This window comes from Castellaniella sp. (assembly GCF_034675905.1).
Lineage (GTDB): Bacteria > Pseudomonadota > Gammaproteobacteria > Burkholderiales > Burkholderiaceae_B > Castellaniella.
In genome coordinates, this window is record NZ_JAUCCV010000010.1 from 655,668 (window position 1) to 682,162 (window position 26,495).

A 26,495-nucleotide genomic window follows, 5' to 3' on the forward strand; every position below is an offset into this window, starting at 1 on the left:
CATCGTGACTCGCATCGCCATCGTCGACTACGGCATGGGTAATTTCCACTCGGTCGCCCGCGCCCTGCAGGCCGCCGCCCCGGATCAAGACATCCGCATCGCTCGCCAGGCCGCCGACATCCTGGCCGCCGACCGCATTGTCTTCCCCGGTCAGGGCGCCATGCCGGACTGCATGCGTACGCTGGATTCCTCGGGCCTGCGTGACGCGGTCCTGCAAGCCGCCCGCGAAAAACCGCTGCTGGGCGTCTGCGTGGGCGAACAGATGCTGTTTGACGCCAGCGACGAAGGCGATACCCCCGGACTGGGCCTGTTCGCCGGCCGCGTGCGCCGCTTTCAGGGGCCGGCCTTTCAATTGCCCGCCCATGACGACACGGCGGCCCAGCGCCTGAAAGTGCCCCATATGGGCTGGAACACCGTGACCCAGACCCGCCCCCATCCCCTGTGGGATGGCGTCGCCCAAGACACCCCGTTTTACTTCGTGCACAGCTACTATGCCCAGCCGGATGACGCGTCCCTGACGGCCGCCACCAGCCGTTACGGGCAGGATTTCTGCTGCGCGATTGCCGCCGACAATATTTTTGCCGTACAGTTCCACCCAGAAAAGAGCGCTGCGCCCGGTCTGCGGATCTACCGCAACTTCAGCCGCTGGCAGCCCTGATCTTCACCCTCGGTGTTCCCTATCCTCTCTGCACTGACACGACGACCATGCTCCTGATTCCTGCCATCGACCTCCAAGACGGCCGCTGCGTGCGCCTGCGCCAAGGCGACTTGGCTGACGCCACTGTCTTTTCCGAAGATCCGGCCGCCATGGCCATCCAATGGGCCGACCAGGGCGCTCGCCGCCTGCATCTGGTGGACCTCAACGGCGCCGTCGCGGGCAAGCCGCGCAACCGCGCCGCCATCCAGGCCATCGTGGACGCCACCGACGAAGACATCCCGATCCAGATCGGCGGCGGCATCCGTGATCTGAACACGGTCGAATACTATCTGGACAACGGTATTTCCTACGTCATCATCGGCACCGCCGCCGTCAAGGATCCGGGCTTTCTCAGTGACGCGTGTTCCGCCTTTCCGGGCCACATCATCGTCGGCCTGGACGCCCGCGACGGCAAAGTCGCCACCGACGGCTGGTCCAAACTGACCCGTCACGATGTGGCCGACCTCGCCCGCAAATTCGAAGACTACGGCTGCGAATCGATCATCTATACCGATATCGGTCGCGACGGCATGCTCAGCGGCGTCAACATCGAAGCCACCGTGCACCTGGCGCAACAGGTCCGCATCCCGGTCATCGCCTCGGGCGGGGTCGCCTCGCTGGACGACATCCGCGCCCTGTGCGCCGTGACCGGCCAGGGGATCGATGGCGCCATCCTGGGCCGCAGCATCTACGAAGGCGCCCTGAACTTCACTGAAGCACAGGAATTGGCCGATACGCTCTGCGACCCCGACGACGAAGCCGAAGCCGAGCCGTCCGCATGACGACTGACACCACCGCCACCGATACGTCCAGCCTGTGCTGCCGCATCATCCCCTGCCTGGACGTCAATGCAGGCCGGGTCGTCAAAGGCGTCAACTTCGTCAACCTGACCGACGCCGGCGACCCGGTGGAAATCGCCCGCCGCTATGACGAGCAAGGCGCGGACGAACTGACCTTCCTGGACATCACGGCGACCTCGGACGACCGCGATCTGATTCTGCCCATCATCGAATCCGTTGCCCGTCAGGTGTTCATTCCGCTGACCGTCGGCGGCGGCGTGCGCCAGGTATCCGATATCCAACGACTGCTGGATGCCGGCGCCGACAAGGTCTCGATCAACAGCGCCGCCGTCGCCCGTCCCGATCTGGTGGCCGAAGCCGCCAGCCACCACGGCTCTCAATGCATCGTCGTCGCCCTGGACGCCCGGCGGGTATCCGCCCCTGGCGAAACCCCGCGCTGGGAAATCTTTACCCACGGCGGGCGCAAGGGCACAGGGCTGGACGCCGTGCAATGGGCCTGCCGCATGGCCGGCCTGGGCGCCGGCGAACTGCTGCTGACCAGCATGGACCGCGACGGCACCAAGTCCGGGTTCGACCTGGAACTGACCCGCGCCGTGGCCGATGCCGTCCCCATCCCCGTGATCGCCTCGGGCGGCGTAGGCAGCCTGCAGCACCTGGCTGACGGCGTCACACAAGGCCACGCCAGCGCCGTGCTGGCAGCCAGCATCTTCCATTTCGGCCAGCACACTCTGGCCGAGGCCAAAGATTTCCTGGCGGCCCAGGGCATCCGGGTCCGGCGATGAGCAATCCGTCCTCCCCCGCCTGGCTGTCCGCCCTGCGCTTCGACGATCAAGGCCTGATTCCCGCCATCGCCCAGGATGCCGGCACCGGCACGGTGCTGATGATGGCCTGGATGAATGCCGAAGCTGTCCAGGAAACCGTGCGCACTGGCTGCGCCGTGTATTTTTCGCGATCCCGCCAGCGCCTGTGGCGCAAGGGCGAAGAATCCGGCCACGTGCAGCAGGTCCATGACATCCGCCTGGATTGCGACGGCGACGTGCTGCTGCTGAAGATCACACAGGTCGGCGGCATCGCCTGCCATACCGGGCGCGAGCGCTGTTTTTTCCGCAGTCTGGATCAACAGGGCGCCGAACCGGCTTGGGCCGTGCAGGACCCCGTCCTGAAAGACCCCAGCACGATCTATCACACTCCGCACGCCTGATCCCTCATCGGATCTGCGCCTTTTTCTGATTCCGCTGCCATGAATTCCGCCCACACGCCTTCTCCTTCCGACACCCTGGCCCGGCTGGCCGACACCCTGGCCTCCCGTCGGCCGGATCGCGGCGGCAATCCCGATACGTCCTACACCGCCAAACTGCTCGCCAAAGGCCCCGATGCCTTCCTGAAGAAGATCGGCGAAGAAGCCACCGAACTGGTCATGGCAGCCAAAGACGGCCACCCCGACCGGATCGTGGCCGAAACCGCCGACCTGTGGTTTCACTGTCTGGTGGCGCTGACGCACTTCAATCTGCGCCCTGAAGACGTGCTGGCCGAACTCGCCCGCCGCGAGGGCCTTTCCGGGCTGGCGGAAAAAGCCTCACGGCCCAAGGACTAGCCGGCGCACTAAGGGCATACCCTTTACTGCCGGGCCGTCACCCGCCCGCTCAGCACAACGCCAGGGAAATTGTGGCAACATACGAGGTTGAGTGGACCGATGTCCAGCCCCGTCTTATCGAATATGAGCCACGACTGCCTGTTTTGTAAAATCGCCCGGCACGAGATCCCAGCGCGCATCGTGCACGAAGACGATGAATTTCTCGCCTTCCACGACATCAATCCCGCGGCCCCGGTGCATCTGCTGCTGATCCCCAAACATCATGTCGCCTCCTTGGCTGACACCGCCCCTCAGGACGGCGCCTGGCTGGCCCGCATGCTGCAGCTGGTCCCGGCACTGGCCGCCGACAACGGCTGCAACCCGCTGCCCGAAGGCGGCTTCCGGCTGGTCGCCAATACCGGCGCCGAAGGCGGCCAAGAAATCGATCACCTGCATTTTCACATTCTGGGCGGCTCTCGCCCCTGGTCAAAACGCGCGGCGCCCGCCGCCTAAGGAGCTCTCATGGGTAGTTTCAGCATCTGGCACTGGTTGATCGTACTGGTCATCGTCGCCCTGATTTTCGGCACCAAAAAACTGCGCAACATCGGCGAAGACCTCGGCGGAGCCGTCAAGGGCTTCAAAAAGGGCATGAAAGACGCCCAGCAGGCCGATGGCGCCGAACCCGAGGAAAAACCGGCGGTAGCCCAACAGGTCCAGGACTCCAACACCGTGGACGTCCAGGCGCGTGAAAAAAACGACGCCTGACCCCGCACACTGAACCGGAAACACCATGTTTGATGTCAGCTTCAGCGAACTGATGCTGATCGGCGTGATTGCGCTGATCGTCATCGGTCCCGAACGCCTGCCCAAAGTCGCCCGTACGATCGGGCACTTGCTGGGGCGGGCCCAGCGCTACGTCAACGAAGTCAAATCCGATATCCAAAAGGAAATGGACCTGAAGGATATCGGCGACATCAAGCACCAGATGGAAGATGCCGCCCGTTCCGTGCAAACTTCGATGACTTCGTCCGTGGACGATTTGAAATCCGCTGTCACCCAGCCGACGCAGGCCATCCAGGATTCTCTGGACGAAGCCCGCAAGGCCCTCGACGTAAAGAAAGATGACTGACGCATCCGACGCCACTACCCAGGACACGTTCATTTCCCACCTGATGGAACTGCGCACCCGCCTGCTGCATGCCGTCGTGGCTGTGCTGGGTATTTTCGTGGTGCTGTTCCTGTACCCGGGGCCTTCAGCGATCTACGACATCCTGGCGCAACCCATGCTGTCTTCGCTGCCCGAAGGCACCCGCATGATCGCCACTGGCGTGATCACGCCATTCATGGTGCCGATCAAAGTCACCCTGCTGGCGGCCTTCGTGCTGTCCCTGCCCTACGTGCTGTATCAGGCCTGGGCCTTTGTCGCCCCCGGCCTGTACCGCCATGAACAGCGTCTGGCAGTGCCGCTGATCATTTCCAGCACCTTTCTGTTTTTGCTGGGGATGGCATTCTGCTATTTCGTGGTGTTTCACACGGTCTTCAGCTTCATCGCCCATTTTGCGCCGCAGTCGATCACCCCGGCGCCGGATATCGAAGCCTACGTCAACTTCGTCCTGACCATGTTCCTGGCCTTCGGCGTGACGTTCGAGGTCCCCGTGGCCGTTGTCCTGCTAGTCAAGACAGGTCTGGTCACGGTCAAGAAACTCCGCGAAATCCGCGGCTATGTGGTCGTGGGCGCCTTTGTGCTGGCGGCAGTGGTCACTCCGCCGGATGTGCTCAGCCAGATCCTGTTGGCCGCACCGCTATGCCTGCTGTACGAAATCGGCATCCTGGCCGGGGCCGCGCTGGAAAAGAGCAAACCCGCAGAAGAAGACCCGGCGGATCAGGCCAGCAGCGCCGTCACGCCGCAAGACGAACCCTGATTCACGGTGCGCCCAGCACGCGTTCCTGCACCTGCAGGAACGCATCGGCCCGTTTGAAACCCACGACCCGCGCATCCGCCAGCAAACCGCCCCGGCGGTCAAAAAACAGGATGCCGGGCGGCCCGAACAGATTGAATCGCGCCAGCAGGGCACGGTCATCCGCCGTCATCCGCGTCACATCCGCCTGCAGCAGAATCATCTGGCTCATGCGCGCCGCCACGCGGGGATCGCTGAACGTGAACTTTTCCATCTCCAGACAAGACACGCACCAGTCCGCATAGAAATCCAGCATCACCGGGCGATCCGCCGCCGCCAATCGCGCATCCAGATCCGCCAATGATGTCACCGGACGCAAACCGGGCGCGGATGGCTTCAGGGCCCGGTACAGCGGCTACGCCGCCGGCCGACACGTCGGCAAACGGCGCCAATGGCCGCAGCATGTCACGGCCGCCTGCCAACAGGCCAGCGCCCTGCGCCAGCCCCCACATAGCCAGCATCAGGGCCAGCGTCCGGACCAGCAGCCGCAGGGGCTTCAGCAGGGCAGCGTCCGCCTGGGTTCCGCTGGCCCCCCACAGCACCAGGGCGGCCCAGATTGCCAACAGGATCCAGCCGGTCACTGACACGACACCGTCCAGCAGCGGCAACGCCATCCACCAGGCCGTCGCCAGCAGCAGCAGACCAAAAATCGCCTTCAGCGGCGTCATCCAGGCTCCGGCGCGCGGCAGCAAGGCGCCAGCTCCGGCGCCTACCAGCAACAGCAGCAGCCCTTCGCCCCAGGCCATGGCGAACAAGGCAGTCGCGCCGATCACCACATCCCCCGTCTGGGAGATGAACAGCAACACGCCCGCCAAGGGAGCAGCCACGCACGGCCCGACGATCAGCGCCGACACCATGCCCATCAGGAAAACGCCGCCGGTCTGCCCACCTGGCAGGGTCTGCATCCAGGCCTGCAAGCGAGACTGGACGCCCACCGGCGCCTGCAAGGTAAAGACATCCAGCATCGCCAGGGCGAACAAGGCCAGCAGCGCGGCAAAGATCCCCAGCACCCACGGCGATTGCAGCCATGCCGCCAGACCGGCCCCTAACAGGCCAGCAATCACCCCCAGCACGGTATAGACAACAGACATGCCCAGCACATAGACGGCTGCCAGTCCCAGGCCCCTGCGACGGCTGACGGTCTGCTGGCCTTTGCCCGCCAGGATGGCCAACAGGATAGGCACCATGGGCAGTACACACGGGGTCAGCGACAGCAGCACGCCGAACAGCAGGCTCAGGCCCAGGATCTGCCACAAAGGCGCTTGATGCAGCCAGGCAGCCATGCCCACATCACCCAGGTCCAGCCAGGAATCCCCGGCGGCGCTGGTCGACGCAGTGGCCGGATTGCCCGGCGCCTTCACCGCGATCTCATCCTGCGGCGCAGGCACCTGATCTCGCACCAACGGCCCCTGGGCTTGATAGCCATCCCCCTGAGCCGCCAGTGTGAATTGCAACGTCATGGGCGGATAGCACAATCCGGCGTCTGCGCACCCCTGCCCCGTCACCGTCACGTGCAAAGGCGCTGCCGCACCGCCTTGCAAAGGCGCTCGCAGCGTCACGCCCCCATGGAAGACTTCCATGTCCTGTTCAAAAGTGGGGTCGTACTTCACCTGTCCCTTGGGCAGCACCAGTGGCTGAGTCCAGGCTGGCTGCCGGGTTTCCGCCTCGGGCGGCGTCAGAGTCGACGGCCTGAACAGCAGCAACTGACCATTGGCGTCTTCGATCCGCACCTCGAAGCGTTCCTGGTACATGTAATAGGCTGGCGCAATGGCGTAGTGCACATCCAGCGTCTGCGCATCCGGCATCGCCACCGCAGCGATGAAGGCCTTTTCCGGATCCAGGAAATCCTCGTTCGCCCAGCTCTGACCCGCGATGCCGATCACCATCAGGCCAGCCAGCAACAGGTACAGGAACTTCTTCATAACACCATCTCTTGCAAAACGGACTCGGCGGATGCGAGCCGGTAAACCATCAGGAAAGCGGCGGCTCGACAGGCCCGGCTGCGCCCTGAATGACCCAGTCCAGATAGGCCGCACTGCCTGCCGGCACCCCCAGCACCAGGAACTCAGGAATTTCATAGGGATGCAGTTCGCATAGGCGCCGATACAGCGCCGGCAATACGGTTGCCGTAGTCTTGAAGCTGAGCGGAATTTCCTCGCAGCCTTCCAGTTTTCCCTGCCAAAGATACATGGATGTCATCGCCCCGCCGACCTGGGCGCAAGCGACCAGGGATTCCTCGACCAAGACATGCGCAATGCGCTTGGCCAGCAAGACATCGGGCGCAGTGGACAACACCACGACGGCATCGGTCGGCGCACCATCCTGGCGCCGCAGGCCTCTGATCGAGCCGCTTGCCGCAGAGGCATCTGGACCCGCAGACGGTCGGTCAGCAATAGACATGGTAAATCCCGATGGACAAATCCTTTTGATTTTACATGCAAAAAGGCCCGAAGCTTGCGCATCGGGCCTTGCAGACATCCGGCAAGAAGCGGGCTTGGCGCCCGCTCGCCGCAAACCTTATTCGGCAGCGGCGTCGGTCTCGGGGCGGTCCACCAGTTCCATATAGGCCATGGGGGCGTTGTCGCCCTGACGGAAGCCCATCTTCAGCACACGGGTATAGCCGCCATTGCGGGCGGCAAAGCGCGGTCCGATGTCGTTGAACAGCTTGGTCACGACGTCGCGATCACGCAGGCGGGCGAAGGCCAGGCGGCGGTTGGCCAGCGTGGGGTTCTTGCCCAGGGTGATCAGCGGTTCCACCACACGGCGCAATTCCTTGGCCTTGGGCAGCGTGGTTTTGATGGCTTCGTGGGTCAGCAGGGACACAGCCATGTTGCGAAACATGGCCAGGCGATGGCTGCTGGTACGGTTCAGTTTGCGAAGACCGCTACGATGACGCATGATAATTTCCTTGTTTGAATCTGAAACCCGGATCTTCTATCGCACAAGGCGCGGCCCGGGTGGGTTGAAAACGCATGCCCGGAACCCGGACAGGCGCAAAATTTTAGCACGGGCGGGAATGCCCCCGCCCTATGCCGGTCGAATTACGGACGCTCCAGCCCGACGGGGGGCCAGTTTTCCAGCTTCATGCCCAGAGTCAGGCCGCGTGCAGCCAGGACTTCCTTGATTTCGTTGAGCGACTTGCGACCCAGGTTCGGGGTCTTCAGCAGCTCATTTTCAGTGCGCTGGATCAGATCGCCGATATAGTAGATGTTTTCGGCCTTCAGGCAGTTGGCCGAACGCACCGTCAATTCCAGGTCGTCGACCGGGCGCAGCAGCACCGGATCGATCGGCGCGGATTGACCGCCCATCGGCAGGCTGCTGGTCGTCAGCTGACCCGCGTCCTTGTCCGCCAGGGACACGAACACCGACACCTGATCCATCAGGATGCGAGCCGACTGGCGCACGGCCTCTTCAGGGCTGATGACGCCATTGGTCAGCACATCCAGCACCAGCTTGTCCAGGTCGGTGCGCTGTTCCACCCGTGCGTTTTCGACCGCGTAGCTGACGCGGCGCACCGGGCTGAAGGACGCATCCAGCACGATCTGGCCGATGGTGGCGGACCGATCATCGGTCAAGGCGCGCACATTGCCCGGCACATAGCCGCGGCCCTGTTCGACCTTGATCTGCATTTCGATGCGGCCATTGTCGGTCAGCGTGGCGATCAGATGATCCGGATTGACGATTTCGACGTCATGCGGCAGTTCGATGTCACGCGCACGGATTTCACCAGGACCTTGCTTGTTCAGTTGCAGCGTGACTTCTTCACGATTGTGCAGCTTGAACACCACGCCCTTGAGGTTCAGCAGGACATCCACCACGTCTTCACGCACACCGGCGATCGTGGAATATTCATGCACGACACCGCTGATCTGAACCTCGGTCGGCGCATAGCCGGTCATGGACGACAGCAGGATGCGGCGCAGGGCGTTGCCCAATGTGTGACCATAGCCACGCTCGAAAGGCTCCATGATGACCTTGGCGTGATTGGCGCCCAGGGACTCCACGGTAATGGTACGGGGCTTGAGAAAACCTTGTGCAGACATAACTGTTCCTTTTCAATACCCTCGGCTCGTTACACCGATAAGGCTGACGGGAATGAAGGACCGGCAAAAACCGGAGCAAGACGACAGCCCGCCTCGGGCAGATGCCTGAGCGTGGGCTGATTCGCGCCCCCCGGCTGAAGCCGGGGACCGCATGGCGGCGCAAGGCCGCCGGAATCGATCAGCGGGAATACAATTCCACGACCATGGATTCGTTCACGTCATGAGCGACGTCAGCGCGATCCGGGGCCTGCTTGAAGACGCCCGACAGCTTGCCGGCGTCGACGTCCACCCACTGGGGCAGACCGTTGCCGGTCGCCAGGTCCAGAGATTCCTTGATGCGGATCTGGCTCTTGGCCTTTTCACGAATCGAGATCACATCACCGGACTTGACCAGCATCGAAGCGATGTCGGCAGTGTGGCCGTTCAGTTCGATGGCGCGGTGGTTCACCAGCTGGCGAGCCTCGGCGCGCGTCGAGCCAAAGCCCATACGATAGACGACGTTGTCCAGACGCGATTCCAGCAGCTGGATCAGCGTCTCGCCGGTGTTGCCGCGGCGGCGTTCGGCTTCCACGAAGTAGCGGCGGAATTGCTTTTCCAGCACGCCGTACATGCGCTTGAGTTTCTGCTTTTCACGCAGCTGCAGACCGAAGTCGGAAGTGCGGGAACCCGAAGTACGGCCATGCTGACCGGGCTTGGATTCCAGTTTGCACTTGGAATCCAGCGAACGGCGGGCGCTCTTCAGGAACAGATCGGTGCCTTCGCGACGCGAAAGCTTGCATTTGGGTCCAATATAACGAGCCAAGATGTGCTCCCCTTAGATACGACGACGCTTGGGCGGACGGCAGCCGTTGTGCGGCACGGGCGTGATGTCGGAAATGCTGGAGATCTTGATCCCCAAGGCATTCAAGGCACGCACAGACGATTCGCGACCGGGGCCGGGGCCCTTGATGCGAACTTCCAGCGTCTTGATGCCGTATTCCTGGGCCACGCGGCCGGCGGACTCAGCAGCAACCTGGGCTGCAAACGGGGTCGATTTACGCGAACCCTTGAAGCCTGCGCCACCAGACGTCGCCCACGACAGAGCATTGCCCTGGCGGTCGGTGATGGTGATGATGGTATTGTTGAAAGACGCGTGAACGTGAGCAATCCCGTCCGACACGCTTTTCTTGACTTTCTTGCGGACGCGCGAGGCGCCGGCTTGTGCTTTGGCCATGTTGATTCCTATTTATTTCTTCAGGGACGCTGCTGCGCGACGCGGCCCCTTGCGGGTGCGAGCGTTCGTGCGAGTACGCTGACCGCGCACCGGCAGGCCACGTTTGTGGCGCATGCCACGATACGTGCCCAGGTCGATCAGACGCTTGATCGACAGCTGCACTTCACGACGCAGGTCGCCTTCCACTGTAAAGGAATGCACCTGTTCGCGGACCTTTTCCAACTCTGCGTCGCTCAGGTCCTTGATCTTTTTGGAATATTCGATGCCGGTCGCTTCGCAGATCTTGCGGGCGCGCGAACGGCCGATGCCGAAAATCGCGGTCAAGCCGATCTCGGCGTGTTGATGCGGCGGAATATTAATGCCAGCAATACGGGCCATGACTGTTCCTCGTGAAATCCGTGATGCCCGGCCTTAGCCTTGGCGTTGCTTATGACGCGGGTCGGTGCAGATAACTCGCACCACACCGTGACGTTTGATGATTTTGCAGTTGCGGCAGATCCGCTTTACCGATGCCATTACCTTCATGGGATTCTCCTGGTTTTTGACCGGCCGCCTATTTGGAGCGGAAAACTATCCTGGCGCGCGACAGGTCATAGGGCGTGAGCTCCACTGTGACCTTGTCACCCGGAAGGATCCGGATGTAGTGCATACGCATCTTGCCTGAAATATGGCCCAGCACCATGTGACCGTTTTCCAGCTTGACACGAAACGTTGCGTTAGGAAGGTTTTCCACGACCTCCCCTTGCATCTGAATGACGTCGTCCTTGGACATGATTGTTAGCGCATCGGAAGACCCGCGCCCTTGAAGTTCGCCTTCCGGAGCAACGAATCATACTGTTGGGACATTACATAGGCCTGAGCCTGAGCCATGAAGTCCATGGCGACGACGACAATAATCAGTAGCGAGGTACCGCCGAAATAGAACGGTACATTCCAGCGCATCTGCATCAATTCGGGCAACAGACAGACCAAAGTGACATAGATGGCCCCCGACAGCGTCAGACGCATCAGGATCTTGTCGATATAGCGGGCAGTCTGTTCGCCAGGCCGGATACCAGGCACAAACGCACCGCTTTTCTTCAGGTTGTCTGCTGTTTCGCGGCTATTGAACACCAAGGCCGTATAGAAAAAGCAGAAGAAAATAATCAGACCGGAATACAAGGTCACATACAGCGGCTGGCGCGGCGACAAAGCAGCAGCCAGATCACCCAGCCAGCGCATGTTCGGGTTGCTGGAGAACCAGCTGGTCACCGTGGCCGGCAGCAGGATGATGGACGATGCAAAGATCGGCGGAATCACCCCGGACATGTTCAGCTTCAGCGGCAGGTGCGAAGACTGGCCGCCATAGAGCTTGTTGCCGACCTGACGTTTTGCATAGTTCACGGTGATGCGACGCTGACCGCGTTCGACATACACCACGAAATACGTCACGGCGACCACCAGAGCCAGGATGAACAGCACCGACAGCACCGACATCGCATCTGTACGGACCAGATCCAGCATGCCGCCCAGCGCACCAGGCAGTCCGGCGACGATCCCGGCGAAAATCAGCAGCGAAATGCCGTTGCCCAGACCGCGTTCGGTAATCTGTTCACCCAGCCACATCAGGAACATGGAGCCCGTGACCAGCGTCACGATCGTCGTGAAGCGGAACATCAGCCCCGGATCGATGACCAGACCCGGCTGCGATTCCAGGGCGACGGAAATCCCCACTGCCTGGAACAGCGCCAGAAACACGGTGCCGTAGCGGGTGTACTGCGTGATCTTGCGTTGCCCGGACTGGCCTTCTTTTTTGATGGCCTCCAGGGTCGGCACAACCACTGCCAGCAGCTGCATGATGATGGCTGCCGAAATGTACGGCATGATCCCCAGGGCCAGAACGGAGAACCGTTCCAACGCCCCGCCGGAGAACATGTTGAACAGCCCCAGGATACCGCCCTGGTTCTGCTGGAACAGATCAGCCAGGGAATCAGGATTGATTCCCGGCACGGGGATGTGCGTCCCCATGCGATAGACGATCAGAGCCAGCACGAGGAACAGAATGCGGCGCTTGAGGTCGCCGTATCCTGCGCTGGGCTTATGTGCCTGAGCTTTCGCCACTGCTGCCCCTTACGCCAGCGAACCGCCGGCGGCCTCGATCGCGGCGCGAGCGCCGGCCGTTGCAGTGATGCCTTTCAGATCGACCTTGCGGCTGATCTCGCCGGTCTTGATGACCTTGACGTAACGCACCAGTTCGCCCACCAGGCCAGCGGCCTTGAGCACCTGCACATCGATATCATCGATGGGCAGCGCTTGCAGGTCGGACAGGCGGATCTCGGCCTTCAGGTGACGACCCAGCGGGGTGAAACCACGCTTGGGCAGGCGACGCTGCAGCGGCATTTGACCGCCTTCGAAACCGACCTTGTGGAAACCACCAGCACGGGATTTCTGACCCTTGTGGCCGCGACCGGCCGTCTTGCCCAGGCCGGAGCCGATGCCACGGCCCACGCGACGGCGCGGACGCTTGGCGCCTTCGGCGGGCGCGAGTGTATTCAGTTGAGTGACGGACATCTGAATTCCTTTGTTCAGGCTTCCGAGACCGTGACCAGATAATCCACCTTGCGGATCATCCCACGCACCTCGGGAGTATCGATCAGGACGCGGCTGCTGTTGACCTTGCCCAAGCCCAGACCACGCACGGTGGCGCGATGGGATTTATGAGTGCCGATCACGGAGCGCACGAGCGTGACTTTAATTTGCTTCTGTGCCATGACTTACCCCAGGATTTCTTCGACGGTCTTGCCGCGCTTGGCAGCGATTTCCGACGGGGTGGAGCACGCGCGCAGACCATTCAGCGTGGCGCGCACCATGTTGTAGGGGTTGCTGGAGCCGAGGCTTTTGGCCACGACGTTACGCACACCCATGACTTCGAAGATCGCGCGCATCGGGCCGCCGGCGATCACGCCGGTACCTTCGGCTGCCGGCGAGATCAGCACCGTCGAGGCGCCGTGCTTGCCCACCACAGTGTGGTGCAGCGTGCCGTTCTTCAAAGAGACTTTGAGCAGACCACGACGGGCCTGTTCCATGGCCTTTTGAACCGCCACGGGCACTTCACGGGCCTTGCCCTTGCCCATGCCGATGCGGCCATCGCCATCACCGACCACGGTCAGTGCTGCGAAGCTCATGGTACGACCACCTTTGACGACCTTGCTGACGCGGTTGACCGCAATCATCTTTTCGCGCATGCCGTCGTCGCGTTCCTGCTCGGCGGCGTGCTTGCCTTGTGCTTTAGCCATGTGATTCCCTTAGAACTTCAAGCCGGCTTCACGCGCGGCTTCGGCCAGCGCCTTGACGCGGCCATGGTAACGGAAGCCCGAACGGTCGAAAGCGACGAGCTCGATGCCGGCAGCCTTGGCCTTTTCAGCCACAAGCTTGCCGACCAGGCTGGCGGCGGCGGCATTGCCACCGTTGGCCTTCTGGCTGGCGAGTTCCTTGCGGAGTGCGGGCTCGAGCGTGGAAACGCTGACGAGCACACGATCGCCTTCCGGCGAAATGATGTTGGCGTAGATGTGCAGATTCGTACGGTGCACCGCCAGGCGATGCACACGCAGTTCGTGAATCTTGCGGCGGGTAGCCGCAGCACGACGCAAACGGGAGAGTTTCTTGTCCATGATTCGTCCTTGCCTGCGTGCTTATTTCTTCTTGGTTTCCTTCAGGATGATGCGTTCGTCCGCATAACGCACGCCCTTGCCCTTATAGGGTTCGGGTTCGCGATAAGCGCGGATTTCGGCAGCCACCTGACCGACGACCTGTTTGTCGGAGCCCTTGACCAAGATTTCAGTCTGGGACGGGCACTCGATCTTGATCCCGTTGGGGATGTCGTGCAGCACATCGTGCGAGAAGCCCAGTTGCAGCTTCAGCACATCGCCTTGAACCTGAGCGCGGAAACCCACGCCCACCAGGTTCAGACGACGCTCAAAACCTGCACTGACCCCGGTTACCATGTTGTTGACCAGCGCACGCATGGTGCCGGACATTGCATTGGCCTGACGGGAATCATTGGCGGCGACAAACGTCAGCTGGCCGTCTTCCTGGGCGATGCGGACGCTGCCGTCCAATGCCTGGCTCAGGGAACCCAAGGGGCCCTTGACGGAGATCTGACCGGCGCTGATCGAAGCTTCGACGCCTTTCGGCAGTACGACGGGATATTTAGCGATACGTGACATAGTAGATTTCCCCTTATGCCACGTAGCAGAGCACTTCGCCGCCGACGCCGGTGGCGCGGGCCTTGCGGTCCGTCATCACGCCACGCGGGGTGGAAACGATCGCCACGCCCAGGCCGTTCATGACCTGAGGAATGGTGGTGCTGCTCTTGTAGATGCGCAGGCCAGGACGCGAGACGCGGTCGATGCGCTCGATCACCGGGCGACCGGCATAATATTTCAAGGTGATTTCCAGCTGCGGCTTGGCTTGTTCGCCCGCCACGCGGAAATCGTCAATGTAGCCTTCGTCTTTCAGCACGGCCGCGATAGCGGCTTTCAGCTTAGAGGAGGGCATGGAAACCGACGTCTTGTTGACCATCTGTGCATTACGCACGCGGGTCAGCATATCGGCGATGGGATCGCTCATGCTCATGTGTGATTCTCCTACCAGCTGGCCTTGGTCATGCCCGGCACTTCGCCGCGCATAGCCATTTCACGCAGTTTGTGACGCGTCAGCCCGAACTTGCTGAACACGCCGCGAGAACGCCCCGTCACCACGCAGCGATTACGCTGGCGAGTGGGGTTGGCGTTGCGCGGCAGTTGTTGCAGGGCCAGGCGAGCCTGATAGCGTTCTTCGTCGGATTTGGACTGATCAGCAATGATTGCTTTCAGTTCAGTGCGCTTTGCTGCGAATTTCTCAGCCAGCTTGGCGCGCTTGATATCGCGATTGATGAGGGAAAGTTTTGCCACGTCAGCCCCTTAGTTGCGGAAGGGGAAGCTGAATGCGCTCAAGAGCGCCTTGGCTTCCTCGTCGGTCTTTGCGGTGGTGGTGATGCTGATGTTCATCCCACGCACGGCATCGATCTTGTCGTATTCGATTTCCGGGAAGATGATCTGTTCCTTCACCCCGATGTTGTAGTTGCCACGACCGTCAAAAGCACGGCCCGACACACCACGAAAGTCGCGCACACGCGGCAGGGCGACAGAGATCAGACGATCCAGAAATTCGTACATGCGCTGACCACGCAGCGTCACCATGCAACCGATCGGGTAGTCTTCACGAATCTTGAAGCCGGCGATAGCCTTGCGGGTCTTCGTGACGACGGGTTTCTGACCGGCGATCTTCGTCATGTCGCCAACGGCGTTTTCAATGATCTTTTTGTCAGAAACGGCCTCGGATACACCCATGTTCAGGGTGATCTTGGTAATGCGAGGCACTTGCATGATCGACTGATAGCCGAATTTCGCCTGCAGGTCGGCAGCGACCTTGGTGCGGTAGAAGTCTTGTAAACGAGCCATTTGATGCGCCCCTTATGCCTTCGCGCCAACGACAGCGCCGTTGGAACGGAAAATGCGGACCTTGGCCCCGTCCACGACCTTGACGCCGACACGGTCGCCCTTGCCGGTTTCAGGGTTGAAGAGCGCCACATTGGAGATGTGAATGGGCAGCGTCTTGTCGATGATGCCGCCGGGCGTGCCCGCCATGGGATTGCCCTTGGCGTGCTTCTTGACGACATTGATGCCTTCGACCAACACGTGATCGGCATCGACGCGAGCTACCACGGTGCCGCGGCGGCTGCGATCGCGGCCAGTCAGCACGACGACTTCGTCGCCTTTACGAATATTTTCCATGATCTGCTCCTTACAGCACTTCGGGCGCCAGGGACACGATCTTCATGAACTTTTCGGTACGCAGTTCACGAGTGACCGGTCCGAAGATACGCGTGCCGATGGGTTCAAGTTTTGCATTGAGCAACACGGCCGCATTGCCGCCGAAGCGGATCAAGGAACCGTCCTTGCGGCGCACGCCCTTGGCGGTACGCACCACCACGGCGTTGTAGATTTCACCTTTTTTCACGCGCCCGCGAGGTGCGGCTTCCTTGACGGTCACCTTGATGACGTCGCCAATGGCGGCATAGCGGCGCTTCGAGCCACCCAACACCTTGATGCACATGACGGAACGCGCACCTGTGTTGTCGGCCACGTCCAGCGTGGTCTGCATTTGGATCATGATTTTTCCTGTTCCAACTTAACAACGACGCCCAGAGACATCGCAGCCAGTTTTGGTCCCGTCAAGCCGACGCACCTTGCCGCGCGTGGGCTCTGGGTTGAAATTCCTGTTTGTGCAAAATGATTTCGCACATAAACGAGATTACCAACTCGGCCAAAGCCTAGTGAAACATCACAAGCCACCGTATTTGTCCGATGTCCTGCGGTATATTTCACCTGGCAGATGGGCCAAGACAGCAATTATAGACAGAAACCGGCAAAGAAAGCAATTGGTTTTCAGATAATCGCTGTCGTGATGCATTAATGCAACCTGGGCAAGCCCCCGTATTCCATCACCATGTGGCGCGTCGCCTCGTCGTCGGCATCATCCACATAGACCCGCATGCCCATGCCGATCGCAGTTTCCGTCACGGCCACCATCATCTGCACGCCACCGGGGCTGGACAGCAATTCGTGCACAAAAGAGCCGCCCAGCTTCACATAGCTGAAATCGATCTCGTGGATCTTGCGCAAGGCGTCGGGCTGTTGGTCCAAGCCGCGCAGACCGACAGAAATCCCGGTTTCAATCAAACCCTGGGCGAACGCCTTGAAGGCTTCCAGGTGGCGGCTGAGGCCATAGGCATCCAGTTCCACGACCACGCGCTGCAACAGATCGGGGTCGGCATACGCGCAGACGCTGCGGACTTCGCCCAGGTACTGGGCGTCCAGGATGGAAGACATCGACATGCGCACCACCAGGATGCCGGGATGCTCGCCCAACCAGCTCAGGGCCAGCGCCAGGGCCCGCATATCGCAATCCGATGACAGGCCCAGCCGCGCCGCCGCCGGCATGAACAGATAGCCTGACAGCGGGGGCTGGCTGCTGTCGTCTTCCTGCAGACTGAGCGACGCCTCGTAGCGATCCGCGATATCGTCGCCCTCGTATTGCACAACGCGCACATCCAATGCCAGGCGGTCATGATCCAGAGCCTGGGAAATCAAGGTGCGCCAAGAGGCCTCGCCCATGCGCAGTTCACCGGTGTCGCGGTCGGCATGCGACAGGAACTCGACCTCGGCATGACCGGCGCTTTCCGCACACATCAGGGCCAGATCCAGGCGGGTCAGGACTTCTTTTGTCGTGCACTGGACGGTATAGTCTGTCAGCGCAAAAGCCCAGCGCGACAGGTTCTGGCTGTCGAGCTTGACGCGCAGCGTCTCGAACAATTCATGCAGCCGCTGGATCGGGCGCATGACCTCGGGGCCGCCACCCACCGGAAACAAGATGGCGAAATCCGCGCCATTCAAGCGGGCCGGCAAAGCATGCGTCTGCGGATAATCTGCCAACACTTCCGTCAGACGCCCACCCAGCAAGCGCAGCCAGTCGGCGATTTCCTGGCGGTCGCTTTGGTTTTGCAACCGCGCCATGTCGCGCTGACGCACCAACAGCACATAGCCGCTGACCGCACCCTGGCGCGAATCGTCGCGCAGCACGCGTTTCAATTCATTCAGGAAATAGGCGCGGTTGGCCAAACCAGTGACCGGGTCCCGGTTGAGTTCGATTTCCAGCTGTTCGATGCGCGCCATCTGCTCGTCCATCGTGGGCGAGACCCGTTCACGGACCTCGTCGAGCAATTCGGCGTTTTCAACGGGTTCTGTCTGCTTGACCTTGATTTCAGGGGATTCCGCCGTTGCGGCATCCTGCAGCACGCGGCGCAGCCGTGACAACAAGGCCGCCAGGAACAAGGCCCAGAACGCAGCGATCCCCAATGCCAGCCAGAGCCACTGGGTGACATGCGCCCACAAGGCATCACGGGCCGGCGCAGGATCGAGCACCAAGCTGAGCCGCCCCACCCCATCGATCTGGCGCTGCGCCTGATGCGGCTGGATGTGTCCCCAGGCGGCGAACCAGCCCGGCGCATCGGCGGTGGCCGACGTCAGGCGGCGAGCCTGGAACACAGCGGTGTCGCCGTCCGCCCGCAAAGACAGGTCCGCAAACCGCCCCTGCTGAAAAGCGGCTTCCAGGACGCGCACCCGCGCCGCCGGATCCGGCTGAGCGCTGACCAGCAACGCCAAGGTAGCGGCGGCGTTTTCGCCGTCGTTTTGCAGCTGGCTGTCCAGCTGTCTATCCATCAACTGCGTACCGATCGCCAGCATGCCGATCAGGATGCACGCGATCACCAGCGTTGAAATCACCAGCAGCTGTCGCACGGATGCCATCACGTGTCCTTTATCTACTTGTCACGAATCCTGAAAGTGTATCCTTTGCGCTGCAAAACCCCAAGAAGCGCACAGCTCGCTCCGATATATTGACAGGTATCTAAGGGGTAACACGGATACCGTTCCCGGGCGGCTTGTGTATAGTTTTAAAACAAACGTTTGAAATACACATGACCATTTCCAGAGCGACCCTCACCCGCGATGCCATTCTCGATGCTGCCGAACATCTGTTCGCCGAGCAAGGGCACGACAAAACCTCCATGCGCCAGATCACCAAGGCCGCAGAGGTAAACCTGTCCGCCGTCAATTATCACTTCGGCTCGAAAGACGCCCTGATCGAGGCTGTTTTCCAACGCCGCCTGGATGCCCTGAACGACGAACGTCTGCGCATCCTGGACGCCCGGGAAGCCCAGGCCGCCGGCCAGCCGCTGAAACCGTCCGTCATCGTCGAGGCCTACTTCGGCCCGCTGGTGCGCCATGCCTGTAGCGCGGGAGCCGAACGCCGCGCCTTCATGCCGCTGCAAAGCTGCAACCTGTCCGACCCCAGCGGCGCGATCAACGCCCTGTTCGAAGCGGAACGGTCGGTCGTGGCGCATCGGTTCACACGGGCCTTGCTGACCTCGCTGCCGGGCGTGCCCGAAGCCGAGATCGTCTGGCGCTTTCATTTCATGCTGGGCGCCACGGCCTACGCCATCATGGGGGCCGACAGCTCCAGCCAGGTGATGAACCTGCACGGCGACACGGGCCTGGATGCCGATGTGCTGCTCAGCCGCTTGATGGCTTTCTTGCTGGGCGGCCTGCGCGCGCCGTTGCCCGCCCAGGCTTCACCCCTGTCCGCCCTGCAGGCCGGACAGGATCATGTGCAGACCGGCCCCGCCGCGGGGGCGGCGGCCGGACGCCATACCTCTTCACAGCTTTAGGGGGCTTCGATGAAACCAGACGATGAATGATCCCCATCTAACGCCGGACTGATCCCGGTTTTTTCCTGAAGTGCCTTTCACGTTGCGCTAGCTGGCGCGACGGGGGATTTTGCGCACCAAAAAAAGTTCTGACTGCAATGCCTCGCGGCACGGCACGGGTCTTTGCGCGCTGAATTTTTACGGGCGTACGCCCAACCATCCATCCTTGGAGACAACATCATGACAATGCAACACTCGATCAAGACCCTGTCGGCCCTGATCATCGGCCTGGGCGCCATCGGCACCGCCCACGGCGCAGGCTTCCAGCTGCTGGAGCAAAACGCCAGCGGCCTGGGCAACGCCTATGCCGGTTCCGCCGTCATCGGCGAAAACGCCAGCGCCAACTTTTTCAACCCCGCCAGCATTACGCTGTTGCCGGGCATGAACGCCAGCGCCGGCGCAGTGGCGATCAAGCCCAGTTTCAAATTCTCGGATGGCGGCAGCACCAAGCCGACATCTTTCGGCGGCAACCCCCTGGGCCCGTTCGGCGGCGGGCCGGTCGGCGGCTCCAACGGCGGCGATGCAGGCTCCTGGGCCGCCTTGCCCAATGCGCATTTCACCTGGGAGGTAAATCCGCGCTGGTGGTTGGGCCTGAGCGTGGGCGCGCCCTTTGGTCTGGTGACTGAATACGACAAGGGCTGGGCAGGTCGCTACCACTCGGAAAAATTCGCGATTGAAAGCCTCAACATCAATCCGTCCGTCGCCTTCAAAGCTACCGATACCCTGTCCATCGGCGTGGGCCTGAACTGGATGCAGCTGGACGCAGACTATAGGAAAGCACAGTACGCATTCCTGGCTCCTGTTGCAGGAATGAGCGGCGACCTGGAAGCTCGCGTCAAGGCCAAGGGCGACGGTTGGGGCTGGAATGCCGGCATCATGTGGCAGGCCACGCCGGACACCCGCTTTGGCCTGTCCTACCGTTCCAAAGTGAAGATCGACGCGGACGGCACCACCAAGGTCAGCAACCGTTCCCTTAGCGCAGCGGGCGCCGGCGTACTTACCGGCATGGGCGTCATCGGCACCCATAATGCTGAAACCACGGTCGAATTGCCCGACTCCGCCATCCTCAGCGTGGCCCACCAGCTGAACGAGCGCTGGACCCTGCTGGGCGACGTGGCCTGGACGGGCTGGAGCAGCATCCCGGCCCTGAAGATCAAGAACACCGGCATCCCGAACGCCGAGCTGGATCTGCGCTTCAAGGATGCCTGGCGCGTGTCTTTGGGGGCGAACTATCGGCACAGCGACACCTGGACCTTCAAGGGCGGCGTGGCCTACGATCAATCCCCGGTGCAGGACGACGCCTTCCGCCCCGCTTCCTTGCCGGATAACGATCGCTATTGGGTATCCCTGGGCGCGCAGTACAACTTCAGCAAGAACACCAGCATCGACGTCGGCTACGCTCACCTGTTCGTGAAGAACACCTCGGTGAACAATACGTCCGACCCAGCGAGCGCCGGCACCCTGAAGGGCGACTACAAGAGCAGCGCCGACCTGGTCGGCGTGCAGTTCTCGCACCGCTTCTGATCGGCGGCGCAATGAACGAGGCAATCCGCCTGCTGCATGCCCACGGTTCAGGCGGGGCGCCTGCATGAAGCTGTCCCAGTTGTCACGCCTGCCGCTTCGGTGGCAGGCGCGTGCCATGCGCACAGGATTCAATCTGCACCCGGCCTTCCGCGCGACGGGGGGGCGGGTGGTGTATGTCGCCCCGGACCTGCTGCATATCCGGGTGCGGCTGGCGCTGACCCGACGCACCCGCAACATCGTCGGTTCGCTGTACGGCGGGTCGCTGTTCGCCATCACGGACGGCGTTCATATCGGCATGCTGATGGCGCGCCTGGGGCGGGACGCCATCATCTGGGACAAGGCTGCCACGATCCGCTATCGCAAACCGGCGTTCTGCACCCTGACCGCCGATTTCGTGCTGAGCGAGGCTGAACTACAGGATATCCGCGACACGCTGGACCGCGATCACGAAACCGAGCGTACCTATCCTGTCCTGCTGAAAGGCCCGGACGGCGCCGTGCATACCGAGGTGCAACGCACCATCTATCTGGCTGACAAGGCCTGGTACAAACATCACAAGCTGCGCTCCGACGCAGCAGGAGACCACGCATGAAGACGTTTTTCACCCAAACGCAGGCGGCCCGCAGCGCCGCCCCCCTGTTCCGGGCCAGCCTGGCGGCCATGGTTCTGGTCGCTGCGGGCCTGACCATGATGCCGGCGGCGCAGGCCGTGACGATTGCTACCGTGGACGTCCCTGAACAGCAGACCGTCGCCGGGCAGACCCTGGCGCTCAATGGCGCGGGATTGCGCCAGCGTTTCGTCTTTCATGTCTACGTGGCTGCCCTGTACCGCGCCCAGCCCACCACCGATGTGCAAGCCATTCTGGACAGCCAGGAACCGCAGATGCTGCAGTTGACGCTCTTGCGCGACATCAACAGCAAGGCGCTGACCGATGCGCTGAACGAAGGGCTGAAAGCCAATAATAGCGAGGCGGAGCTGGCCGCCATGGCCGATACGATCAAGCATTTCGAGACCTTCATGGCGACCGGGGGGGAAGGCGCATCCGGCGATCAGGTGAGGATCGATTTCCAGCAGGGCAAGGTCTCGGTATCATTCAAGGGCAAGGCATTGGGCGAGGTCTCCGATCCGCGCTTCGCCACAGCGCTCCTGAAGGTCTGGCTGGGGCCGGTTCCGGCTCAGGAATCCCTGAAGCAGGCATTGCTGGGCCAAAAATCCGCCGCCAATTGATTTTTTTGCAATCGCAATAAGGAAACGCATCATGGAACGCATCTGGCTGGAACATTACCCCAAAGGGGTGCCGGCTGACATCACCGATCAGGCGGCTGCATACGGGTCGCTGGCCGATCTGTTCGAGGAAAGCTGCCGGCAGTACGCCCACAACACGGCGTACATCAGCATGGGCGTATCCATGAGCTATACCCAGACCTACGAAAAGGCGCAGGCCTTCGCGGCCTGGCTGCAATCCCAGGGGGTGGAAAAAGGCGACCGGGTCGCCTTGATGATGCCCAACCTGCTGCAATACCCCATCTGCCTGTTCGGCACGCTGATGGCAGGCGCCGTCGTGGTCAATACCAACCCGCTGTACACCGCCCACGAACTGCACCATCAGCTGAGCGACTCCGGGGCGACCACCGTCGTCGTCGCCGAAAATTTCGCCAGCACTCTGCAGCAGGCCATGGCCATGCCGAACACGAACGTCAAGCGGGTCGTCGTGACGTCGCTGGGCGAAATGTTGGGCTTCCCCAAAGGCCCGATCACCGATCTGGTCGTGCGTCACGTCAAAAAGCTGGTGCCCGCCTGGCGTATCCCAGGCGCCCTGCGCCTGCACCAGGCGCTGGCGACCGGCGCCCGATCCGCCTATCAGCGCCCTACGCTGACGCACGACGATCTGGCCGCCCTGCAGTACACCGGCGGCACGACCGGCGTGGCCAAAGGCGCCATGCTCAGCCACGGCAATCTGGTCTCCAATGTCTGCCAGGCCTACGGCTGGGTGAAACCCTTTTGCCAGGGCGAACGCGAATGCGTAGTGACGGCCCTGCCGCTCTATCATATCTTCGCCCTGACGGCGAACTGCCTGACCTTCATGAAGCTGGGCGCCAGCAACCTGCTGATCGTCAATCCGCGCGATATTCCGGGGTTCGTCAAAGAACTGGGCACCGTGAAATTCACGGCGCTGACGGGCGTGAACACCCTGTTCAATGCCTTGCTGAACAACGCTGATTTCGCCAAGCTGGATTTCAGCAGTCTGCACACCACTCTGGGCGGCGGCATGGCGGTCCAGGAAGCCATCGCGGAACGCTGGCTGAAAGCCACCGGCAAACCCATCGCCCAGGCCTACGGGCTGACGGAAACCTCACCGGCCGTCACCATCAATCCCCTGGACAAGGTCGACTTCAATGGGTCCATCGGCTTGCCGGTGCCCTCTACCCTGGTGGCGGTGCGCACCGACAACCGCAGCATGGCGATCGGCGAACCCGGCGAGATCTGCGTCAAGGGTCCTCAGGTCACCTCCGGCTACTGGAACCGCCCCGAGGAAACCGCCAAAGTCTTTGACGGCGACGGCTGGCTGCTGACCGGCGATATCGGCTACATGAACGACAAGGGCTATGTCTTTTTGCTGGATCGCAAAAAAGACATGATTCTGGTGTCCGGCTTCAACGTCTACCCCAACGAAGTCGAGGCCGCCGCCATCGAACACCCCGGCATCCTGGAAGCTGCCGCCATCGGCGTACCCAACGGGCCGTCGGGCGAGGTCGTCAAGCTGTACGTGATCCGCAAAGACCCCGCCCTGACGGAAGCCGACGTCATCGCCCATTGCCGCAAATTGCTGACCGGCTACAAAGTACCCAAGTTCGTGGAGTTCCGCGACGACCTGCCGCGCAGCAACGTGGGCAAGATCCTGCGCAAGGAACTGCGCAAGCAGGATCCTGCCCTGAAGGCCTGAACGGCCCTGAGCGGATCAGGCGGCCCCGAAGACCAAGGGGTCGCCGGCGCGATCAAAGGCCAGCAGAGAGCCCACCGTGCCGTACTTGATCATCTGCGTCATGCGCTGAAACGCTTGATCCACGTCCTTGTTGTCGGGCAGGTAGGCGGATTGATCCGCCATGGCGGCGACAAACATCACCTGCCAGTCCTGTCCGGTCTGGCGGGACTCCTGCGCCAGGGCGGCAAAGTCCGTCAGCTCGGCCGGCGTCTTGTCCACACACAACAAAGGGGTCAGTTCGCCGCCCTCGCCCCGCGCATGGCTGGCCTTTTGCGCCGGGGTGGCATCATCGGGCACGCCGCTGGCGGCAAAGACAAACAACAGGCGCTGCGGTTCGGTTTGCAGACGGGCGGCCTGTAAAAGATCGTCGAAACAGGTGATGTCCATAATGGGTGCGCCAAGGCGATAGGATCAAACAGGCCCTATCCTACAAGATCAGACCCCCGCCGTGTACCGGACACCTTGGCGGCGGCCTGCTCTCTTGATAAAAATCAGTACCTGCCAGAACTACCAGCCCAGCGCAGCGCCATCCGGGTTACGCGGATCGGCGGCGCCATACATCACCCCGTCGCGGATCTGTATGGTCTGCGTCTTGCCCATCGTGGGCATGACGGCGATGTGCTGGCCGTAGCTGCGCAGCAGCGCCAGGGTATCCGGGCTTAAGCCTTTTTCCACCCGCAGCTGATCCGGCCACCACTGATGGTGAAAGCGCGGCGTCGCGGCGGCTTCGGCCGGGTTCATCTGAAAGTCGATGGTATCCACGACGGTTTCCAGCACTGTCGTGATGATGCGCGACCCGCCGGGGCTGCCGGTCACCAGCCAGGGGCGGCCGTCTTTCATCACCAGGGTGGGCGTCATGGACGACAGGGGCCGCTTGCCCGCCTGCACCGCATTGGCCTCGCCGCCGATCAGGCCGTAGACGTTGGCCACCCCGGGCTTGGCGGAAAAGTCGTCCATTTCATTGTTGAGCAGAATGCCGGTGCCGGCCGCTACGATACCGCTGCCGAAATTCGTGTTCAGGGTGTAGGTCACGGCCACGGCGTTGCCGTCCGCATCCACGGTGGAAAAGTGCGTGGTCTGGTCGCTTTCGTAAGGCTGCGGCTTGCCTGGCCGGATTTCGTTCGATGGCCGCGCCCGCGTGGCATCGACCGTCGCCGCCAGCTGGCGGGCATAGGCCTTGGAGATCAAACCTGCAACCGGCACCGTGACGAAATCGGTATCCCCCAGATATTCGGAGCGGTCGGCATAGGCCAGTTTCATGGCCTCGGCCATGTGTTGGATGGTCTGTGCGCTGCCGGCGCCCCAGTCACCGATCGGCCAGCCTTCCATCATGTTCAGGATCTGCACCAGATGGATGCCGCCGGAACTGGGAGGCGGCATCGTCACGACGCGATAGCCACGGTAGTCGCCCACGATCGGGGCGCGCTCGACGACCCGATACTGCGCCAGATCCTGTGCGGACATCAAACCGCCGTGCCGCGCCATGTCGGCAGCGATTTTCTGCCCGATAGGCCCGCGATAAAAAGCATCCGCGCCCTGGCGGGCAATCAGCCGCAGGGAATGCGCCAGGTCTTTCTGCACCAGCAGGTCGCCCGCCTGCAGGGGCTTGCCATTACGCCAGAAGATGGCACGGGTGGCTGGCCACTGCCCCATGGTCTTGGCCGTTTTGGCCAGCGTTTCCGCCAGTGTCAGGCTGACCGGATAGCCGTGTTCCGCCAGGCGGATGGCCGGCGCCATGACCTGTGCCAGACTCAGCTTTCCCCACTTTTGCTGGGCATGGGTCAGACCGGCGACACTGCCCGGCACCCCCACCGCCAGATGCGTGAACAAAGAGCGGCCATTGACTACTTTGCCCTGGGCATCCAGATACATATCGCGCGACGCCCCGCTGGGCGCCATCTCGCGAAAATCCAAGGCGATATCCCGGCCATCTGCCGTGTGCACCATCATGAAACCGCCGCCGCCCAGATTGCCGGCATTGGGCAGCGCAACCGCCAAGGTGAAACCCACCGCCACGGCGGCATCGACGGCATTGCCACCGGCCTTCAGCATGGCCAGCCCGGCCTGGCTGGCCAGCGCCTGTTCGGATACCACCATGCCGCGACGCAACTCGATGGGGTGAAAAATATCCAGGCCGGCATCGTATGCCGCTGCGGCAGCGGTCGCCGCCGCCGTGGTGGCCGGCGCCACGCTCTGTCGTGCAGCGGTGTCCGGCTGCTGCGGGGCGGCACAGGCCGCCAACAGCAACGTAAACAAAACGGATAGGACTGATCGGTGATACGTCATGGCAAAGCCTCTCTCTGGCTGTTCTCCCGGCCCATCACGCTACCATGCTCATCCTTGTCCGTCCCCCCGGGT

At 62.0% G+C, this 26,495-nt stretch carries 37 protein-coding genes and 1 pseudogene; 14 read left to right on the plus strand and 24 right to left on the minus strand.

Annotated features, from left to right (window positions below):
- Positions 1-4: 4 nt before the first annotated feature.
- The 9 genes from hisH to tatC all read left to right on the plus strand — a co-directional run bounded on the left by hisH (position 5) and on the right by tatC (position 4,992).
- Positions 5-658 (plus strand): imidazole glycerol phosphate synthase subunit HisH, encoded by a 654-nt coding sequence (gene hisH, locus VDP79_RS13255; protein WP_323018651.1) that lies wholly within the window; start codon positions 5-7, stop codon positions 656-658.
- A 47-nt stretch (positions 659-705) separates the two neighbouring features.
- On the plus strand, positions 706-1,479 hold the full coding sequence (gene hisA / locus VDP79_RS13260) for a 1-(5-phosphoribosyl)-5-[(5-phosphoribosylamino)methylideneamino]imidazole-4-carboxamide isomerase (protein WP_323018652.1): 774 nt from the start codon (positions 706-708) through the stop codon (positions 1,477-1,479).
- Positions 1,476-2,279, plus strand: a complete 804-nt coding sequence (gene hisF / locus VDP79_RS13265) for an imidazole glycerol phosphate synthase subunit HisF (RefSeq protein ID WP_323018653.1) — start codon at positions 1,476-1,478, stop codon at positions 2,277-2,279. Before hisA ends, hisF begins: the two co-directional genes overlap by 4 nt.
- Positions 2,276-2,698, plus strand: coding sequence for a phosphoribosyl-AMP cyclohydrolase (hisI, locus tag VDP79_RS13270; protein WP_323018654.1), 423 nt, complete (start codon positions 2,276-2,278; stop codon positions 2,696-2,698). The genes hisF and hisI overlap by 4 nt, the downstream gene beginning before the upstream one ends.
- Before the next feature lie 39 nt (positions 2,699-2,737).
- Entirely contained in the window at positions 2,738-3,091 is a 354-nt protein-coding gene (locus VDP79_RS13275) for a phosphoribosyl-ATP diphosphatase (RefSeq protein ID WP_323018655.1), read from the plus strand.
- A gap of 123 nt (positions 3,092-3,214) precedes the next feature.
- Positions 3,215-3,583, plus strand: a complete 369-nt coding sequence (locus VDP79_RS13280) for a histidine triad nucleotide-binding protein (RefSeq protein WP_323018960.1) — start codon at positions 3,215-3,217, stop codon at positions 3,581-3,583.
- A gap of 9 nt (positions 3,584-3,592) precedes the next feature.
- Positions 3,593-3,835: a Sec-independent protein translocase subunit TatA gene (tatA, locus tag VDP79_RS13285; RefSeq protein WP_323018656.1), complete on the plus strand. Its 243-nt coding sequence runs from the start codon at positions 3,593-3,595 to the stop codon at positions 3,833-3,835.
- A 25-nt stretch (positions 3,836-3,860) separates the two neighbouring features.
- Positions 3,861-4,199, plus strand: a complete 339-nt coding sequence (gene tatB / locus VDP79_RS13290; protein WP_416233116.1) for a Sec-independent protein translocase protein TatB — start codon at positions 3,861-3,863, stop codon at positions 4,197-4,199.
- Positions 4,192-4,992: a twin-arginine translocase subunit TatC gene (gene tatC, locus VDP79_RS13295; RefSeq protein WP_323018657.1), complete on the plus strand. Its 801-nt coding sequence runs from the start codon at positions 4,192-4,194 to the stop codon at positions 4,990-4,992. The genes tatB and tatC overlap by 8 nt, the downstream gene beginning before the upstream one ends.
- Before the next feature lies 1 nt (position 4,993).
- Here tatC and VDP79_RS13300 read toward each other — a convergent pair whose 3' ends face one another.
- The 22 genes and pseudogenes from VDP79_RS13300 to VDP79_RS13405 form a co-directional block, all read right to left on the minus strand.
- On the minus strand, positions 4,994-5,284 hold the full coding sequence (locus VDP79_RS13300) for a thioredoxin family protein (RefSeq protein ID WP_323018658.1): 291 nt from the start codon (positions 5,282-5,284) through the stop codon (positions 4,994-4,996).
- 250 nt (positions 5,285-5,534) lie between these two features.
- Positions 5,535-7,106: pseudogene (dsbD, locus tag VDP79_RS13305) on the minus strand (protein-disulfide reductase DsbD); the annotation flags it as partial.
- Entirely contained in the window at positions 7,000-7,428 is a 429-nt protein-coding gene (cutA, locus tag VDP79_RS13310; protein WP_323018659.1) for a divalent-cation tolerance protein CutA, read from the minus strand. The pseudogene dsbD and the gene cutA, both read right to left, overlap by 107 nt.
- 117 nt (positions 7,429-7,545) lie before the next feature.
- Entirely contained in the window at positions 7,546-7,926 is a 381-nt protein-coding gene (gene rplQ, locus VDP79_RS13315; RefSeq protein ID WP_323018660.1) for a 50S ribosomal protein L17, read from the minus strand.
- A gap of 143 nt (positions 7,927-8,069) precedes the next feature.
- The gene (locus VDP79_RS13320; protein ID WP_323018661.1) at positions 8,070-9,071 is read right to left on the minus strand and encodes a DNA-directed RNA polymerase subunit alpha; all 1,002 of its coding nucleotides are present in this window, start codon (positions 9,069-9,071) and stop codon (positions 8,070-8,072) included.
- A 178-nt stretch (positions 9,072-9,249) separates the two neighbouring features.
- Complete coding sequence (gene rpsD, locus VDP79_RS13325; RefSeq protein WP_323018662.1) at positions 9,250-9,873, minus strand: 30S ribosomal protein S4; 624 nt, start codon at positions 9,871-9,873, stop codon at positions 9,250-9,252.
- 12 nt (positions 9,874-9,885) lie between these two features.
- Positions 9,886-10,284 (minus strand): 30S ribosomal protein S11, encoded by a 399-nt coding sequence (gene rpsK / locus VDP79_RS13330; protein WP_323018663.1) that lies wholly within the window; start codon positions 10,282-10,284, stop codon positions 9,886-9,888.
- A 12-nt stretch (positions 10,285-10,296) separates the two neighbouring features.
- On the minus strand, positions 10,297-10,662 hold the full coding sequence (rpsM, locus tag VDP79_RS13335; protein WP_323018664.1) for a 30S ribosomal protein S13: 366 nt from the start codon (positions 10,660-10,662) through the stop codon (positions 10,297-10,299).
- Positions 10,663-10,695: 33 nt separating this feature from the next.
- On the minus strand, positions 10,696-10,809 hold the full coding sequence (gene rpmJ / locus VDP79_RS13340) for a 50S ribosomal protein L36 (protein WP_003805360.1): 114 nt from the start codon (positions 10,807-10,809) through the stop codon (positions 10,696-10,698).
- Positions 10,810-10,837: 28 nt separating this feature from the next.
- The gene (infA, locus tag VDP79_RS13345; RefSeq protein ID WP_298014710.1) at positions 10,838-11,056 is read right to left on the minus strand and encodes a translation initiation factor IF-1; all 219 of its coding nucleotides are present in this window, start codon (positions 11,054-11,056) and stop codon (positions 10,838-10,840) included.
- Between the two features lie 5 nt (positions 11,057-11,061).
- Entirely contained in the window at positions 11,062-12,384 is a 1,323-nt protein-coding gene (gene secY / locus VDP79_RS13350; RefSeq protein ID WP_323018665.1) for a preprotein translocase subunit SecY, read from the minus strand.
- A gap of 9 nt (positions 12,385-12,393) precedes the next feature.
- Entirely contained in the window at positions 12,394-12,834 is a 441-nt protein-coding gene (gene rplO / locus VDP79_RS13355; RefSeq protein ID WP_323018666.1) for a 50S ribosomal protein L15, read from the minus strand.
- A gap of 14 nt (positions 12,835-12,848) precedes the next feature.
- Positions 12,849-13,034 (minus strand): 50S ribosomal protein L30, encoded by a 186-nt coding sequence (rpmD, locus tag VDP79_RS13360; RefSeq protein WP_066454712.1) that lies wholly within the window; start codon positions 13,032-13,034, stop codon positions 12,849-12,851.
- Between the two features lie 3 nt (positions 13,035-13,037).
- Positions 13,038-13,559, minus strand: a complete 522-nt coding sequence (rpsE, locus tag VDP79_RS13365; protein ID WP_323018667.1) for a 30S ribosomal protein S5 — start codon at positions 13,557-13,559, stop codon at positions 13,038-13,040.
- A gap of 9 nt (positions 13,560-13,568) precedes the next feature.
- Complete coding sequence (rplR, locus tag VDP79_RS13370) at positions 13,569-13,934, minus strand: 50S ribosomal protein L18 (RefSeq protein ID WP_323018668.1); 366 nt, start codon at positions 13,932-13,934, stop codon at positions 13,569-13,571.
- Positions 13,935-13,955: 21 nt separating this feature from the next.
- Positions 13,956-14,489: a 50S ribosomal protein L6 gene (gene rplF / locus VDP79_RS13375; protein ID WP_323018669.1), complete on the minus strand. Its 534-nt coding sequence runs from the start codon at positions 14,487-14,489 to the stop codon at positions 13,956-13,958.
- A 13-nt stretch (positions 14,490-14,502) separates the two neighbouring features.
- The gene (rpsH, locus tag VDP79_RS13380; protein WP_323018670.1) at positions 14,503-14,898 is read right to left on the minus strand and encodes a 30S ribosomal protein S8; all 396 of its coding nucleotides are present in this window, start codon (positions 14,896-14,898) and stop codon (positions 14,503-14,505) included.
- Between the two features lie 11 nt (positions 14,899-14,909).
- Complete coding sequence (gene rpsN / locus VDP79_RS13385; RefSeq protein ID WP_323018671.1) at positions 14,910-15,215, minus strand: 30S ribosomal protein S14; 306 nt, start codon at positions 15,213-15,215, stop codon at positions 14,910-14,912.
- Between the two features lie 9 nt (positions 15,216-15,224).
- Complete coding sequence (rplE, locus tag VDP79_RS13390; protein ID WP_323018672.1) at positions 15,225-15,764, minus strand: 50S ribosomal protein L5; 540 nt, start codon at positions 15,762-15,764, stop codon at positions 15,225-15,227.
- Positions 15,765-15,776: 12 nt separating this feature from the next.
- On the minus strand, positions 15,777-16,097 hold the full coding sequence (gene rplX / locus VDP79_RS13395; RefSeq protein WP_323018673.1) for a 50S ribosomal protein L24: 321 nt from the start codon (positions 16,095-16,097) through the stop codon (positions 15,777-15,779).
- A gap of 10 nt (positions 16,098-16,107) precedes the next feature.
- Positions 16,108-16,476, minus strand: a complete 369-nt coding sequence (gene rplN / locus VDP79_RS13400; RefSeq protein ID WP_153231433.1) for a 50S ribosomal protein L14 — start codon at positions 16,474-16,476, stop codon at positions 16,108-16,110.
- A 299-nt stretch (positions 16,477-16,775) separates the two neighbouring features.
- Complete coding sequence (locus VDP79_RS13405; protein WP_323018674.1) at positions 16,776-18,671, minus strand: EAL domain-containing protein; 1,896 nt, start codon at positions 18,669-18,671, stop codon at positions 16,776-16,778.
- A 170-nt stretch (positions 18,672-18,841) separates the two neighbouring features.
- On the opposite strand from VDP79_RS13405, the gene VDP79_RS13410 reads away from it, so the two are divergent.
- From VDP79_RS13410 to VDP79_RS13430, 5 genes are all read left to right on the plus strand, one after another.
- Positions 18,842-19,591 (plus strand): TetR/AcrR family transcriptional regulator, encoded by a 750-nt coding sequence (locus VDP79_RS13410; RefSeq protein ID WP_323018675.1) that lies wholly within the window; start codon positions 18,842-18,844, stop codon positions 19,589-19,591.
- A gap of 219 nt (positions 19,592-19,810) precedes the next feature.
- Complete coding sequence (locus tag VDP79_RS13415; RefSeq protein WP_416233117.1) at positions 19,811-21,154, plus strand: OmpP1/FadL family transporter; 1,344 nt, start codon at positions 19,811-19,813, stop codon at positions 21,152-21,154.
- A 64-nt stretch (positions 21,155-21,218) separates the two neighbouring features.
- The gene (locus VDP79_RS13420; protein ID WP_323018676.1) at positions 21,219-21,746 is read left to right on the plus strand and encodes a DUF4442 domain-containing protein; all 528 of its coding nucleotides are present in this window, start codon (positions 21,219-21,221) and stop codon (positions 21,744-21,746) included.
- Positions 21,743-22,381, plus strand: a complete 639-nt coding sequence (locus tag VDP79_RS13425) for a chalcone isomerase family protein (protein ID WP_323018677.1) — start codon at positions 21,743-21,745, stop codon at positions 22,379-22,381. Before VDP79_RS13420 ends, VDP79_RS13425 begins: the two co-directional genes overlap by 4 nt.
- Before the next feature lie 31 nt (positions 22,382-22,412).
- Positions 22,413-24,098, plus strand: a complete 1,686-nt coding sequence (locus VDP79_RS13430; protein WP_323018678.1) for an AMP-binding protein — start codon at positions 22,413-22,415, stop codon at positions 24,096-24,098.
- Positions 24,099-24,113: 15 nt separating this feature from the next.
- On the opposite strand, the gene VDP79_RS13435 is transcribed toward VDP79_RS13430, so the two are convergent.
- Complete coding sequence (locus VDP79_RS13435; protein WP_323018679.1) at positions 24,114-24,524, minus strand: ribonucleotide reductase subunit alpha; 411 nt, start codon at positions 24,522-24,524, stop codon at positions 24,114-24,116.
- Positions 24,525-24,644: 120 nt separating this feature from the next.
- Positions 24,645-26,423: a gamma-glutamyltransferase gene (gene ggt / locus VDP79_RS13440; protein ID WP_323018680.1), complete on the minus strand. Its 1,779-nt coding sequence runs from the start codon at positions 26,421-26,423 to the stop codon at positions 24,645-24,647.
- Between the last annotated feature and the right edge of the window lie 72 nt (positions 26,424-26,495).

Coding starts and splice junctions, on each gene's coding strand:
- rpsK (WP_323018663.1), bottom strand. CDS start 10,284: ATGGCCAAAGCACAAGCCGGCGCCTCGCGCGTCCGCAAGAAAGTCAAG.
- rpsM (WP_323018664.1), bottom strand. CDS start 10,662: ATGGCCCGTATTGCTGGCATTAATATTCCGCCGCATCAACACGCCGAG.
- rpsE (WP_323018667.1), bottom strand. CDS start 13,559: ATGGCTAAAGCACAAGGCAAGCACGCCGCCGAGCAGGAACGCGACGAC.
- rplN (WP_153231433.1), bottom strand. CDS start 16,476: ATGATCCAAATGCAGACCACGCTGGACGTGGCCGACAACACAGGTGCG.
- cutA (WP_323018659.1), bottom strand. CDS start 7,428: ATGTCTATTGCTGACCGACCGTCTGCGGGTCCAGATGCCTCTGCGGCA.
- VDP79_RS13320 (WP_323018661.1), bottom strand. CDS start 9,071: ATGTCTGCACAAGGTTTTCTCAAGCCCCGTACCATTACCGTGGAGTCC.
- VDP79_RS13280 (WP_323018960.1), top strand. CDS start 3,215: ATGAGCCACGACTGCCTGTTTTGTAAAATCGCCCGGCACGAGATCCCA.
- ggt (WP_323018680.1), bottom strand. CDS start 26,423: ATGACGTATCACCGATCAGTCCTATCCGTTTTGTTTACGTTGCTGTTG.
- rplR (WP_323018668.1), bottom strand. CDS start 13,934: ATGGACAAGAAACTCTCCCGTTTGCGTCGTGCTGCGGCTACCCGCCGC.
- VDP79_RS13405 (WP_323018674.1), bottom strand. CDS start 18,671: ATGGCATCCGTGCGACAGCTGCTGGTGATTTCAACGCTGGTGATCGCG.
- tatC (WP_323018657.1), top strand. CDS start 4,192: ATGACTGACGCATCCGACGCCACTACCCAGGACACGTTCATTTCCCAC.
- VDP79_RS13275 (WP_323018655.1), top strand. CDS start 2,738: ATGAATTCCGCCCACACGCCTTCTCCTTCCGACACCCTGGCCCGGCTG.
- hisI (WP_323018654.1), top strand. CDS start 2,276: ATGAGCAATCCGTCCTCCCCCGCCTGGCTGTCCGCCCTGCGCTTCGAC.
- VDP79_RS13415 (WP_416233117.1), top strand. CDS start 19,811: ATGACAATGCAACACTCGATCAAGACCCTGTCGGCCCTGATCATCGGC.
- infA (WP_298014710.1), bottom strand. CDS start 11,056: ATGTCCAAGGACGACGTCATTCAGATGCAAGGGGAGGTCGTGGAAAAC.
- VDP79_RS13435 (WP_323018679.1), bottom strand. CDS start 24,524: ATGGACATCACCTGTTTCGACGATCTTTTACAGGCCGCCCGTCTGCAA.
- VDP79_RS13425 (WP_323018677.1), top strand. CDS start 21,743: ATGAAGACGTTTTTCACCCAAACGCAGGCGGCCCGCAGCGCCGCCCCC.
- hisA (WP_323018652.1), top strand. CDS start 706: ATGCTCCTGATTCCTGCCATCGACCTCCAAGACGGCCGCTGCGTGCGC.
- rplF (WP_323018669.1), bottom strand. CDS start 14,489: ATGTCACGTATCGCTAAATATCCCGTCGTACTGCCGAAAGGCGTCGAA.
- VDP79_RS13430 (WP_323018678.1), top strand. CDS start 22,413: ATGGAACGCATCTGGCTGGAACATTACCCCAAAGGGGTGCCGGCTGAC.
- rplQ (WP_323018660.1), bottom strand. CDS start 7,926: ATGCGTCATCGTAGCGGTCTTCGCAAACTGAACCGTACCAGCAGCCAT.
- VDP79_RS13420 (WP_323018676.1), top strand. CDS start 21,219: ATGAAGCTGTCCCAGTTGTCACGCCTGCCGCTTCGGTGGCAGGCGCGT.
- rplO (WP_323018666.1), bottom strand. CDS start 12,834: ATGTCCGTCACTCAACTGAATACACTCGCGCCCGCCGAAGGCGCCAAG.
- tatA (WP_323018656.1), top strand. CDS start 3,593: ATGGGTAGTTTCAGCATCTGGCACTGGTTGATCGTACTGGTCATCGTC.
- rpsH (WP_323018670.1), bottom strand. CDS start 14,898: ATGAGCATGAGCGATCCCATCGCCGATATGCTGACCCGCGTGCGTAAT.
- VDP79_RS13410 (WP_323018675.1), top strand. CDS start 18,842: ATGACCATTTCCAGAGCGACCCTCACCCGCGATGCCATTCTCGATGCT.
- hisF (WP_323018653.1), top strand. CDS start 1,476: ATGACGACTGACACCACCGCCACCGATACGTCCAGCCTGTGCTGCCGC.
- rpmJ (WP_003805360.1), bottom strand. CDS start 10,809: ATGAAGGTAATGGCATCGGTAAAGCGGATCTGCCGCAACTGCAAAATC.
- rplX (WP_323018673.1), bottom strand. CDS start 16,097: ATGGAAAATATTCGTAAAGGCGACGAAGTCGTCGTGCTGACTGGCCGC.
- rpmD (WP_066454712.1), bottom strand. CDS start 13,034: ATGGCACAGAAGCAAATTAAAGTCACGCTCGTGCGCTCCGTGATCGGC.
- VDP79_RS13300 (WP_323018658.1), bottom strand. CDS start 5,284: ATGCTGGATTTCTATGCGGACTGGTGCGTGTCTTGTCTGGAGATGGAA.
- tatB (WP_416233116.1), top strand. CDS start 3,861: ATGTTTGATGTCAGCTTCAGCGAACTGATGCTGATCGGCGTGATTGCG.
- rplE (WP_323018672.1), bottom strand. CDS start 15,764: ATGGCTCGTTTACAAGACTTCTACCGCACCAAGGTCGCTGCCGACCTG.